The 12568-nt window shown below is 34.4% G+C and carries 17 protein-coding genes and 1 other annotated feature; of the genes, 2 read left to right on the top strand and 15 right to left on the bottom strand.

Going from position 1 to position 12568, the window contains the following annotated elements; translation table 11 throughout:
• Positions 1-50: 50 nt before the first annotated feature.
• The 12 genes from rplL to ilvA form a co-directional block, all read right to left on the bottom strand.
• Positions 51-416, bottom strand: coding sequence for a 50S ribosomal protein L7/L12 (rplL, locus tag HLK68_RS05500; RefSeq protein WP_006784421.1), 366 nt, complete (start codon positions 414-416; stop codon positions 51-53).
• A gap of 56 nt (positions 417-472) precedes the next feature.
• The gene (gene rplJ, locus HLK68_RS05495) at positions 473-1036 is read right to left on the bottom strand and encodes a 50S ribosomal protein L10 (RefSeq protein ID WP_006784420.1); all 564 of its coding nucleotides are present in this window, start codon (positions 1034-1036) and stop codon (positions 473-475) included.
• 25 nt (positions 1037-1061) lie between these two features.
• Positions 1062-1219, bottom strand: a sequence feature (ribosomal protein L10 leader region).
• Between the two features lie 11 nt (positions 1220-1230).
• Entirely contained in the window at positions 1231-1926 is a 696-nt protein-coding gene (gene rplA, locus HLK68_RS05490; protein ID WP_006784419.1) for a 50S ribosomal protein L1, read from the bottom strand.
• Between the two features lie 80 nt (positions 1927-2006).
• A complete protein-coding gene (rplK, locus tag HLK68_RS05485; protein ID WP_006784418.1) occupies positions 2007-2432 on the bottom strand; it encodes a 50S ribosomal protein L11 in 426 nt (141 codons plus the stop codon).
• 121 nt (positions 2433-2553) lie between these two features.
• Positions 2554-3090 carry a transcription termination/antitermination protein NusG gene (gene nusG / locus HLK68_RS05480; protein WP_006784417.1) on the bottom strand — a complete coding sequence of 179 codons (537 nt, stop codon included), beginning with the start codon at positions 3088-3090 and terminating at the stop codon, positions 2554-2556.
• Between the two features lie 12 nt (positions 3091-3102).
• Positions 3103-3282, bottom strand: a complete 180-nt coding sequence (gene secE / locus HLK68_RS05475; protein ID WP_006784416.1) for a preprotein translocase subunit SecE — start codon at positions 3280-3282, stop codon at positions 3103-3105.
• A gap of 19 nt (positions 3283-3301) precedes the next feature.
• Complete coding sequence (rpmG, locus tag HLK68_RS05470; RefSeq protein ID WP_081448230.1) at positions 3302-3451, bottom strand: 50S ribosomal protein L33; 150 nt, start codon at positions 3449-3451, stop codon at positions 3302-3304.
• Between the two features lie 71 nt (positions 3452-3522).
• A complete protein-coding gene (locus HLK68_RS05465; protein ID WP_006784415.1) occupies positions 3523-4125 on the bottom strand; it encodes a sigma-70 family RNA polymerase sigma factor in 603 nt (200 codons plus the stop codon).
• A gap of 21 nt (positions 4126-4146) precedes the next feature.
• Positions 4147-4977: a 23S rRNA (guanosine(2251)-2'-O)-methyltransferase RlmB gene (rlmB, locus tag HLK68_RS05460; RefSeq protein ID WP_006784414.1), complete on the bottom strand. Its 831-nt coding sequence runs from the start codon at positions 4975-4977 to the stop codon at positions 4147-4149.
• Positions 4977-5369: a Mini-ribonuclease 3 gene (locus tag HLK68_RS05455; protein WP_006784413.1), complete on the bottom strand. Its 393-nt coding sequence runs from the start codon at positions 5367-5369 to the stop codon at positions 4977-4979. The genes rlmB and HLK68_RS05455 overlap by 1 nt, the downstream gene beginning before the upstream one ends.
• 227 nt (positions 5370-5596) lie before the next feature.
• A complete protein-coding gene (gene cysS / locus HLK68_RS05450) occupies positions 5597-6937 on the bottom strand; it encodes a cysteine--tRNA ligase (RefSeq protein WP_006784412.1) in 1341 nt (446 codons plus the stop codon).
• A gap of 65 nt (positions 6938-7002) precedes the next feature.
• Positions 7003-8217, bottom strand: coding sequence for a threonine ammonia-lyase (gene ilvA, locus HLK68_RS05445; RefSeq protein WP_006784411.1), 1215 nt, complete (start codon positions 8215-8217; stop codon positions 7003-7005).
• 196 nt (positions 8218-8413) lie between these two features.
• On the opposite strand from ilvA, the gene HLK68_RS05440 reads away from it, so the two are divergent.
• Entirely contained in the window at positions 8414-8788 is a 375-nt protein-coding gene (locus HLK68_RS05440; protein WP_006784410.1) for a RidA family protein, read from the top strand.
• Between the two features lie 25 nt (positions 8789-8813).
• Here the strand turns inward: HLK68_RS05440 and HLK68_RS14675 are convergent, their stop codons facing one another.
• Positions 8814-8948 carry a hypothetical protein gene (locus HLK68_RS14675; RefSeq protein ID WP_006784409.1) on the bottom strand — a complete coding sequence of 45 codons (135 nt, stop codon included), beginning with the start codon at positions 8946-8948 and terminating at the stop codon, positions 8814-8816.
• Between the two features lie 38 nt (positions 8949-8986).
• Positions 8987-9469, bottom strand: a complete 483-nt coding sequence (locus HLK68_RS05435) for an NUDIX hydrolase (RefSeq protein WP_009607257.1) — start codon at positions 9467-9469, stop codon at positions 8987-8989.
• Positions 9470-9571: 102 nt separating this feature from the next.
• On the opposite strand from HLK68_RS05435, the gene HLK68_RS05430 reads away from it, so the two are divergent.
• Positions 9572-10759 (top strand): MFS transporter, encoded by a 1188-nt coding sequence (locus HLK68_RS05430; protein WP_009607253.1) that lies wholly within the window; start codon positions 9572-9574, stop codon positions 10757-10759.
• Positions 10760-10780: 21 nt separating this feature from the next.
• On the opposite strand, the gene gltX is transcribed toward HLK68_RS05430, so the two are convergent.
• Positions 10781-12217, bottom strand: coding sequence for a glutamate--tRNA ligase (gltX, locus tag HLK68_RS05425; RefSeq protein ID WP_006784406.1), 1437 nt, complete (start codon positions 12215-12217; stop codon positions 10781-10783).
• Between the last annotated feature and the right edge of the window lie 351 nt (positions 12218-12568).

Genomic DNA, 12568 nt, shown 5'->3' with positions numbered 1-12568 from the left:
TTTCACTCAGGTTTTTATTATATTTAAGCAAAACTAGCGTTTAAAGTTAATTATTTAACTTCAACAACAGCTCCAGCTTCTTCTAATTTAGCTTTTAATTCTTCAGCTTCTTCTGGAGAAACTTTTTCTTTGATTTTTGCAGGAGTTCCGTCAACTAATTCTTTAGCTTCTTTTAATCCTAATCCAGTGATTTCACGAACTACTTTGATAACACCGATTTTTTTAGCTCCAGCGTTTGTTAAGATTACGTCTACTTCAGAAGGTCCAGCAGCTTCTACAGCTCCACCAACCATTGCTACAGGAGCAGCAGCAGTTACACCAAATTCTTCTTCGATAGCTTTAACTAATTCGTTTAATTCTAAAACTGACATTTCTTTGATCGCTTCGATCATTTCAGCAGCAGTTAATTTTGCCATTTTATTTTCCTCCTTCAAATTCAGGGTATACCTGTTGAATTAATTTTTATTTAAAATTATTCAGCAGTAGCCTCTTCAGCCACTTCAGTTGTTTCAGCAGCAGCCTCAGCTACAGGTGCCTCAACACCAGCTTCTTTTTGTTCAGAAACAGCTTTAACAACACATGCCATATTGCGCATTGGAGCTTGTAATACAGAAAGTAACATAGATAATAAACCTTCGCGGTTTGGTAACTTAGCTAATTCCATAACTTGCTCTAACGTAGCAACAGAACCTTCGATTAAACCAGCTTTTAATTCTAAAGCTTGGTGTTCTTTCGAGAAGTTGTATAATACGCGTGCAGGTGCAACAACGTCTTCTTTTGAGTAAGCAACAGCAGTTGGACCAACGAATGCTTCAGATAAACCTTCGAATCCAGCTTCAGTTACAGCACGACGAGAGATATTGTTTTTTAATACTTTGAATTCAACACCTTCAGCACGTAATTGTTTACGTAATTCAGTAACTTCAGATACAGTTAACCCACGGTAATCAACAACAACTAAAGAAGCTGATTCTTTGAATTGACCTGCATACTCAGCAACTAATTGTGATTTCATTTCAATTGCAGTAGCGCTCATTATTCACACCTCCTAAGTTTAATTATACGTCCGTAGAAAAGCCCTTGAGCCCACAATCTATTAAGTTCGTGGACAGAAGGGCATAACTAAGGCATGAAAATAAATAAATTATATATATCCAAAACCTCGGTAGGATGATTAAGCATAAGCCCCTACTGTCTACGGTAATTCTATTCGATTATCAATGAGAAAAATTATTTTTCTAATGATTCAGATGCAACTTTGATACCAGGTCCCATTGTTGAAGAAATAGCAACATTCTTAACATAAGTTCCTTTAGCTGCAGATGGTTTAGCTTTTAAGATTGTATCATAGATTGCTTTGAAGTTTCCAACTAATTTTTCGTTTTCAAATGAAACTTTACCAATTGGAACGTGGATATTTCCAGCTTTATCAACGCGGTATTCTACTTTACCAGCTTTGATTTCATTGATTGCTTTAGTAACGTCCATAGTTACAGTTCCAGTTTTAGGGTTTGGCATTAAACCACGTGGTCCTAAAACGCGTCCTAATTTACCTACTTCAGCCATCATATCTGGTGTAGCTACTACTACATCAAACTCCATCCAACCTTGTTGGATTTTGTTGATCATATCGCTATCTCCTACGAAATCTGCTCCAGCTGCTTCAGCTTCTTTAGCTTTTTCACCTTTAGCGAATACTAATACTGAGCGAACTTTACCAGTTCCGTGAGGTAATACCATAGCTCCACGAATTTGTTGATCCGCTTTACGTGGGTCAACTCCTAAACGGAATGCTACATCTACAGTTGCATCGAATTTAGCAACATTAGTTTTTTTAACTAATTCTACAGCTTCTTCTACAGCATATAATGTAGTAGAATCAACTAGTTTTTTGGCTTCGATGAATTTTTTACCTTTTTTAGCCATTCTAAATACCTCCTAAATTGTGGTTAACGGAATCTCCTCCCACAGATTTAGGTTGTAATCTACAACCTAAAACATGTAGATTAGTCTTCTACAACGATTCCCATTTGTCTTGCAGAACCTTCAATAATACGCATTGCAGCTTCCACTGTATTCGCATTTAAGTCAGACATTTTAGTCTCAGCAATTGTGCGAATTTGATCTTTTGTTAAAGTAGCAACTTTTACCTTATGAGGTTGAGCTGAACCACTTGTGATTCCAGCAGCTTTCTTTAATAAGTCTGATGCTGGTGGAGTTTTTGTAATGAATGTAAATGAACGATCTTCATAAACTGTGATTACTACTGGAATAATACTTCCCATTTGTTCACGTGTACGCTCATTAAATTCTTGACAGAATCCTTGAATGTTCGCACCTGCTTGCCCTAATGCTGGACCTACTGGTGGAGCTGGATTTGCTTTTCCTGCAGGAATTTGTAATTTTACAATACTTTTTACTGCTTTTGCCACGCGACACACCTCCTCTAAGTCCGTGATGTGGTTATTTGGGTTTTTTACCCTCCCACTTGATATGAGTCTCATATCAACTACGATAGTTTATCACCTTTTTTTACTTTAGGCAACATTTTTTTTATTCAACTTCACAAATTTGATTAAAATCTAATTCTACTGGAGTTTCACGTCCGAATAGGTCAACCAATACGCTGACTTTGCTATGTTCTTGGTCAATTGACTCAATTGTTCCAACTTGTCCAGAAAATGGTCCAGCTGCTACTAATACACGTTGACCAACTTGAATATCAAGCGATACTTCCACACTTGTAATTCCCATTTTCTTAAGAATCGGCACAACTTCTTCCGTTGGTAATGGTACTGGGCGAGTTCCTTTTCCACTTGATCCTAAGAATCCAGTTACTCCTGGAGTATTACGAACCATATACCAAGAATCATCTGTATCAATCATTTCAACTAATACATAACCTGGGAAAGTTTTGCGCATTTTTTCTTTGCGAACACCATCTTTAATTTTTACTTCTTTTTCTTCCGGAATTAATACACGGAAGATTTTTTCTTGCATATTCATTGTCTCGATACGTTTTAATAAGTTAGTCATAACTTTATTTTCGTATCCAGCATACGTTTGTACAACATACCAACGTTTTTCCACTATCATGACCTCCTACCCTAGTAAATTCATTACTTGGGAAATTACTAAGTCAACTACAAAGAAGAATACTGTTAGTAATGCGACGAATACTAGTACTTGAAAAGTATAACTTTTCATCTCTTTTTCAGTTGGCCAAGTAATCTTCTTTAATTCTGCAGATACACCTTTAAAAAACCCTTTAACTTGATTCATTAAACTGCCCCCTAGTAGATTATTTTGTTTCCTTATGCATTGTATGTTTTCCACAGCGTTTGCAGAATTTTTTAACTACAAGACGCTCGCTGTGTGTTTGTTTATTCTTAACTGTTGAATAGTTGCGACTTAGGCATTCATCACAAGCTAATATTACTTTTGTACGCATTTTATCCCTCACAACTTTTTATATCTTAACTTAATCTACTCTATCAAAAAGAAGCTTCATTGTCAATAAAGCTAGAAACTTTCACCAATAGAGGAATTCATTTTATTTAAATTCTTTAATTTACTTTTACACCGGCTTAAAGCATTATCAATTTTCTTAGGGGACAGGTTTAATATTATAGCAATCTCATTATAATTATGACCTAATAAGAAGTATTTCAAACATTGTTTCTCAAATGGCGACAATATTTTATCACTATTCATTGCCATTTCAATAATTAACTTTTCGTTTAAATACGTATATTCACTATCATAGTGATAATATCCTGGAGTTTCTAATGTGGAAACTAACGGATGCTCATCATAATCCGTTAGTTGGTCAAGACCAGATGTTCGTTTTAATCTTCGGTAGCTTGTCGTAATCGCATTTCTTACACAAGTCATTGCATAGGAATAAAAACTGTAGTTTGAATTTTCATCAAAAGAATAGATTGCTTTTATAAATGCCATACGGCCTTCTTGAAAAAAATCTTGATAGTCATATCCAATTCCATAATAAGAAGATGCAATTTTTCCGATCAAAGGTGAGTATTTTTCTATGATGATGTGAAGCGCCTCTTCGTTTTGCTCACGTACTAAATACACTAACTCATAATCGTTATATTCTACCGTCACATTATACCTCCAGTATAGTTATTATTTTATAGGATTGCGCTTGTTATAAATTTCATACATCAATAAAGCTGCTGCAACTGATGCATTTAATGAAGTAACATGTCCACGCATTGGTAAGTAAACTTTAAAATCACAAGCTTCACGAACTAATCGACTCATTCCTTTTCCCTCGCTACCAATTACAAGACCTAATGGTAATGTAGCATCTAAAGTACGATAGTCTTGAGCTTCACTTGCATCTGTCCCAGCAATCCAGAGTCCCGCTTCTTTTAATTGATTAATAGCAACCGTTAAGTTTGCAACACATGCAACTGGAATATGTTCGATTGCTCCCGTTGATAACTTAGCTACTGTACTTGTTAATCCAACTGAACGATCTTTTCGAATAACAATTCCATCCACTCCCGCTGCATCAGCAGTACGTAAGATTGCACCTAAGTTATGTGGATCTTCTAATCCATCTAGAATGATGATGAAAGCTGGTTCTTCCTTTTGAGTTGCCTTTGCAATTAAATCAGGTAATGGCATATAAGCATAAGGTTCAACAAGTGCTAATACACCTTGATGATTTCCACGTGCATCATATTTATCCTTTGCTAATTGTTCGAATTTTTGACGAGGTAACACTTTGCAAGGAATTTGTTTTTTCTCGATTGTCGCCATCAATCCTCTTTCCGCTTTTGCTACTGTGTCTGCTACAATCACTTCAAAAACTTTACGTTTTGATTCTAATACTTCATTGACTGTATTTTTTCCATAAATGACTTCGTATTTACTTTCTTTTTTGTTTTCGCGACGGCTATCTTTTTTTACTTCACGTTTTTTGTCTTTTTTAACTTCTTTTTTCGCCATTAGTTTGTCACTCCATTTTTATATTCAATACTTTTGCTCACAATTGCATCTAAACGATCAAATTGTTCTGTTAAATATAAGTATCCAATTAAAGCCTCGAATGCTGTACTATGAGCATATGTTAAGACATCTGTGTTTTTAGGTACGGAACGACTTTTCGTGTTACGTCCTTTTTTCACTACTTCTAATTCTTTCTCTGTTAAAAATTCTATTTCAATTAAATATGCTAATGTAGTGGCTTGAGCATGTGCTGATACATATTTAACTGCCAATTGGTGAAGTCTGTTTGGTTTATTAACCCCACTCTTGCATAACATTTCTCGAATTTTTAAGTCATAATATGAATCACCGACAAATGCCAGCATCGTACTATTCATCTGATTTGCTTCCATTATTTCACGCGCCTTCTTTGATATCGTCATTATTATACACTACTTTTTTATCTTTTAACGAAAAAGCAATAAAACGGACTTGTTTTCTTGAATTCGCCTCAGTTTGACACTATTCTATCACTTTTTACCCTAAAAAAGTTTCAATTTTAAGATGGTTTTCCTAAAACTCATTTTTTAAAATAAAAAAGACTCCACTGATTTTGGAGTCTAATTTATCATATCTTATTTTATAAAACATTTAAAGCCTGTAATTTTCCACGTAATTCATCTGCTTTAGCAAAGTCTTTTGCTTTTCTTGCCTCTTCCCAAGCTTGCATTAATTCACGTTCTTCATCTGTTAAACGTTTTTTGTTTAAATCAAATCCGAAAATATAAGTCATATTTTGTAATGTCATTAAAGCATAGCGGTTTGCTTCATCTGATGCTTTCGCACGAACCATTTTATTAATTTCTTTAATCACACCATATAAACTTGCAATAGCATTTGCGGTATTGAAGTCATCTTCTAAAGCTTCAACAAACTGGTTCATTAGAGCTTCAATTTCAGGAACTACTGATGGTTCTACATCAAGTGCACCAGCTAAATCAAGTTTTAAATGTAATTGATCATAAGTCGATTTTACTTTTTGCCATTCTTTAACTGCTAATTGGATGTTTTCTTCAGTGTAGTTAATTGGTTGACGATAATGAACTGATAACATAAATAAACGGAAGGCATTAGCATCGATTTGTTCAATTAAATCTTTAACATTGATAACATTTCCGATTGATTTACTCATTTTCTCATTATTTAATCCTAAACGTCCAACATGCATCCAATAGTTTGCGATGTTGTGTTCATACATACATAATGATTGAGCAATTTCATTTTCATGATGAGGGAATTGTAAATCAGTTCCACCTCCATGGATATCAATTTTTCCATGGAATTGGTTATTAATCATCACAACGCATTCTGTATGCCAACCAGGACGCCCTGCACCCCAAGGTGAATCCCATGTAATTCCTTTATCTGTTTTTTTCCATAAAACGAAGTCTAAAGGATTTTCTTTTTTAGAGTCTTCTGCAATACGAGCTCCAACTTCTAATTCATCGATTTTCTTACCTGATAATTGTCCGTATTCACGAACTTTATCAATACGGAAGTAAACGTCTCCATCAACTGCATAAGCAAAATCACGCTCAACTAATTGGTTAATAAATTCAATCATTGAATCCATACTTTCTGTTACTTTTGGCATTGCTGTTAATGGTAAAGCATTTAATGCTTTATTACATTCTAAAAAGTAGTTTAAATATTTTTCAGAAATTTGTGCTTCTGTCACACCTTCTTCAATCGCACGGTTAATGATTTTATCATCAACATCTGTTACGTTTGAAACAAATTCTACTTCGTATCCTAAATATTTAAAATAGCGATGTACTAAATCGAAAAACAGAACAGGACGTGCATTTCCGATATGAATATAGTTGTAAACAGTTGGTCCACAAATATACATTCTCACTTTGTTTTCTTCAATCGGTCTAAATTCTTCTTTCTCACGCGTATACGTATTATAAATTAGCATCGTGAGTCCAACTCCTATCTTTTTCTTGATGTTATTTTCATTTTAATATATTTCGCTAAAATTATCTAGTTTGTATACTCAATCTCATAACCTGATTCGATTAATTTTTGAATGACGCGTTCTTTATGAGCAGCGTCTAACGTTTCAATAACGACCGTCACTCCTAATTGATACATTGATAATCCTTCACGATATCTATTTTGTCGAATCATAATAAGATTACCGAGTTCCTCTGCGATTGTATCTAAGAAAGCATTCAACTCACCAGGACGATCTGCAATTGAAACTTGAATTTTTGTTCGACGTCCAAGAGACATCATAGCATGATTAATAATACTTTCAATAAGATTAGTATCGATATTTCCTCCGGACAGAACGGCACCGACTTTCTTACCTTTAAGGTCTAGCTGATTTGAAAGAATTGCAGCAACACAAACTGCTCCTGCACCTTCACACACCAAGTTACAGTTTTCAAGCAATAATAAGAAAGCCTGCGAAATTTGAGTTTCAGATACTGTGATAACTTCATCAACGTATTGCTGAATTAATGGGAACGTAACATCACCTGGGGTTGCGACTGCAATTCCATCTGCAATCGATTTAGTAACCTTCACTGTGCCAATTTTCCCGTCTTTAATTGATTGATACATCGATGGGGCATTTTCTGTTTGAACTCCAATGACTTTAGTATTTGGATTTAATGTTTTAATAGCCATTGCAATTCCTGCTGCAATTCCACCTCCGCCGATTGGAACTAACACGACATCTAAATCTGGTTGTTCTTCAATCATTTCAAGACCAATTGTTCCTTGCCCTGCAATAACGTAAGGGTCATTAAATGGGTGAACAAATGTTGCTCCAGTTGCTTCTTTAATTTCTAATGCTTTTTGATATGCCTCGTCGTAGATTTCTCCTTCTAAAACCACTTCACCACCATAATTGCGAGTAGCAAAGATTTTAGCAAACGGTGCACTCCTTGGCATGACAATGGTCGATTTGATGCCAAGTTTCGTTGCACTAATTGCAACACCTTGTGCGTGATTCCCAGCACTTGATGCAACAACACCACATTGTTTTTCTTCATCACTTAAATGAAGCATCTTATTATAAGCACCTCGGATTTTAAATGATCCTGATTGCTGAAGATTTTCTAATTTTAAATACACTTCTGCTCCACTACGCTCACTTAATGATTCTGCAAAACAGAAATCTGTTTCTTTAATAACTCCTTTTAAGTTTTGTGCTGCTTCTTTTATCATTTCAAACGTTACAGTATTCACGATAGGTCCCCTCCGCTACAGCATTCATTATTTCGTTTTTTCCTTCATTTTATAGTCTTATTCTATCACACAAACTCATGCATCATAACTCTTAAAACCATTATATGGATATGGTATAATAAAAATGATGAATAAATTCTTAATTTTAAACGGACACTCTTAAGGATGCTCGTAAACTGATGAGGAGGAACTACTAATGAATATTATTGCAACAGATAATGCTCCAAAAGCCATTGGACCTTATTCTCAAGCTATTGAAGCAAATGGAACACTTTATATTTCAGGACAAATCCCATTAGACCCACAAACAATGGAGTTTGTATCTGATGAAATCGAAGCTCAAACTCACCAATGTTTAAAAAATATTCAAGCTATTTTAACTGAAGCGGGATATACATTAGAAAATGTCGTAAAATGTGGAATTTTCTTAGCTGATATGAATGATTTTTCTGCAGTAAATGCGGTATACGGAGAATACTTCTCAGCCCACAAACCAGCACGAGCTTGTGTACAAGTAGCCCGTTTACCACGCGATGCTAAAATCGAAATTGAAGCAATTGCAGTTAAATAATAACTAAAAAATCTCTAGTGCTGAACTAGAGATTTTTTGTTTGATTATCAATATAAATTTGCAAAGCTTTATTTGCTCTAATTAATAGTTTAAAAACAAGCACCCAAAACCAGATGATTAAAGCAAAAACAGATACGATAATTAAGAACTGTCCAAACATACTTAGCTCTCCCCTCTTAGTAGATACTATGCCAATCATTATTCTTTTATTTCAACCAAATGTTCTGGCACCTGTGGTAAATTCATGATGCGTTCTTTTAAAAACAATGGATAAATATTTAGATGTTTAATTTTTTCTAAAGGTAGCCATAGGAAAGATAGTTTTTTATATCCACCTTCATTCATGATAAACTCCTGACCTCTTTTTAAAATGTCTTCCTCTGTTAACTGAAGCAAGTAGTACATTCCAATTTCATGAAATTGTTCTTGGCTTTGTTGCTCGACGAAGAAATTTTCAACGATCCATAGTAATTGAGTCGCTTCAACCTCCACGTCCAATTCTTCTTTTATTTCTCGTTTAATAGCCATAGTACTTTCCTCATTCATCGACACTCTCCCACCTGGTAAATAATAATAGGGTGAGCGTTCATCGGTCATGACAAGCAGCCGATTCTCATGAATTAATACGCCAGCCACACGGTAGTTAAAGCGTCCAACATCCGTTTGAAAAGTTACATCCATTTTAATCCCCCTTTTCTAATAAATACAATACCCGATATTTATACATAATCCTAGTCTATTTATCAAATTCTAAACTATACGATTTATTTGGAGTGTGAACAAATGAGTAAGAAATTAGAATTTTATAAATGGCTTGTTTTACTATCATGTTTTTTAATTATGGGTGTTGCATTTAGTATTGTTAATAATATTACGACATTATTTTTAGATCCCGTCACCAAAGACTTAGGATTCTCACTCTCATCCTTTTCATTCATTTTTACGATAGGTGCAATCACGACCTCACTAATGTCTCCAATTATCGGAAAACTACTAACAAAACTTCCACTTAAACTCATTATGAGTATCGGAGCTATTTTAACCGGCAGTGGATTTTTCTGTTATTCTCTCGCTACAAAAATTTGGATGTTCTATTGCATTGCCATTATTGTCGGAATAGGGCTAACCTGTTTAACTACCATTCCGATTGCTACAACACTAACACACTGGTTTAAGGATAAAAAAGGATTAGCATTAGGAATTTCAACGGCAGGAGCGGGAACAGGGTCTTTTATATGGATGCAGGTGGTTTCAAGGTTACTGATCAGTAAAGGATACACCTTCACCTATGCTATTCTTGGCATTATCATTATTGTAGTTTGTCTACCGCTAGCACTCTTCATTATGAGGATGCCACCAGATACAACCATTAAAGCTAAAAAGAAAGAAAAATTTTCATATAAAGATATTCAGTGGAGTCCACGGCTAATTTTATTTATAGTCGGTCTCTTCTTACTCGGGATGTGTATTTCAGGAACTAAGATGCATATTCAATCATATTTAATTTATCTAGGCCATCCACTTCCGTTTAATGCAAATGTCGGTTCAACTCAAGCACTTTTCGCATTAATGGGGAGTTTAATCGGAGGATATATTTTTGATAAAGTAAAATTAACTAAATCAATTATTCTATTAGTCTCAATGGCTCTTATCGGTTATGTCTGTTTACTTTTAGGAACCATTCCATCACTCCTTTTTGTTTTCGCCGCTCTGTTTGGTATTTGTTTATGTTTACCCTCTTTAGTCCCTACCTATGGAACAAGCGCTTTATTTGGACAAGAACATTACGCCATGTATCTAGGAGTGATTAATATGATTTTCACACTCGGTGGAGCATTAGGTCCTGTTATTACAGGATTTATTGTTGATTATTTCAATTATAGTGTAGTTTGGACCCTCTATTTTTTTATTACTATTATCTATCTTCTTTTAATCTTACTCGCCTTAAAATCAAAAAAAACCTCAGATTAATTCTGAGGTTTTAATATTTCATTAGATGAATTTTGCAATACGTCCAACAACTGTTTCTTTACCTAATAAAGCTAATGCTTTTGGTAAATCTGGACCGTGCATTTGCCCAGTTGTTGCAATACGGCAAGGCATGAATAACATTTTACCTTTTGCTCCCGCTGCTTTTCCAGCTGCTTTAATTGCGGCTTGGATTCCTTCAGCATTGAAATCTTCTAATGCTTCTAATTCTGTTTTGAATGCTTTTAACGTTTCAGATACACCATCTTGTGCAATGAAAGCTTGTGCTTCTTCGTCTAATTCTAATTCTTCTGAGAAGAATTCATCATATAAATCAACAATCTCAGCACCATATGACAAGCGATCATGGAATAATGAGATTAATTCCATTGCCCATGCTGTTGTTTTTCCTTCTAAAATTCCCTCTTCAACTAAGTGAGGCATACATAATTCTAATAACTCTTCATCTTCTAATGCTTTGATGTAGCGGTTATTAATGTATGATAATTTATTTTTATCGAATGTAGATGGTGATTTAGATAAACGTTTTTCATCAAATAATTCAATTAATTGTTCATGCGATAAAATCTCTTCTTCAATTGCAGGAGACCATCCTAATAATGCAATGAAGTTAAATAATGCTTCTGGTAAATATCCCATGTTAGCATATTGTTCAATGAATTGAACTGTATCTTTGTCACGTTTTGATAATTTCTTACCATTTTCGTTAACGATTAATGTCATATGACCAAATTGAGGAATATCCCATCCAAAAGCACGATAAACCATCATTTGTTTTGGAGTATTTGTTAAATGCTCTTCACCACGGAAAACATGAGTAATTTTCATTAAGTGATCATCCACAACTACTGCAAAGTTATACGTTGGGATTCCGTTACTTTTCATGATAACCCAATCACCAAAATCTTCTGATTTAAAAGTAACCTCTCCACGAACGATATCATTGAATGTGTATTCTTCATTTTCAGGAACTTTAATACGAACCACGTATTCTCCACGTGCTTCTAATTCTTTCTTTTCTTCTTCTGTTGCATTTAAACAACGACGAGAATAATGGATATTATCATGACCATGAGTAGATAAAGCTTCGCGTTCTGCCTCAAGTTCTTCACTTGTACAATAGCATTTATAAGCTAATCCTTTTTCGATTAATTCTTCTACATATTGACGATAAATATCTAAACGTTCTAATTGACGGTATGGGCCATATTCTCCACCACAATCAACAGACTCATCCCATTCAATTCCTAACCAACGTAAAAAGTTCATTTGAGACTCTTCTCCACCTTCAACGTTGCGCTCTAAGTCAGTATCTTCAATACGTAAAATAAAATCTCCACCGTAATGTTTCGCAAATAAATAATTGTATAATGCTGAACGAGCATTTCCGATATGTAAAAATCCTGTTGGACTTGGTGCATAACGAACACGAACTGTCATAAATATTGCCTCCTATTTAAACATAATAACTGTACTATTGTTATTCTTTTCATATTATATACGATTGAAACAAAATATTAAAGATTATTAAAAAAAATTGCGCCCAAGACACTGATTTTACCATGATTCTAAGTCATTAAAGAATAGATTTATGATATGATGAATCTACCGGAGGGGATGAGATGCAAATATATGTAATGCCAGATTGGATTAATTTAACGTTACAAATACTATCGACTATTGTTCTAATTGCAATCGTTTGGCTTGTTATTAAATCTTTACGAAAACGATGAATCTAAAAAAAGATTCACTTTTTGGTAAATGTATTACAACATTTAATATTATTTTATC

The sequence above is a fragment of the Turicibacter sanguinis genome (assembly GCF_013046825.1).
GTDB classification, from domain to species: domain Bacteria; phylum Bacillota_I; class Bacilli_A; order MOL361; family Turicibacteraceae; genus Turicibacter; species Turicibacter sanguinis.
The sequence above is the reverse complement of the archived record's forward strand: the minus strand, read 5'-3'. Positions and strand labels throughout refer to the sequence as shown.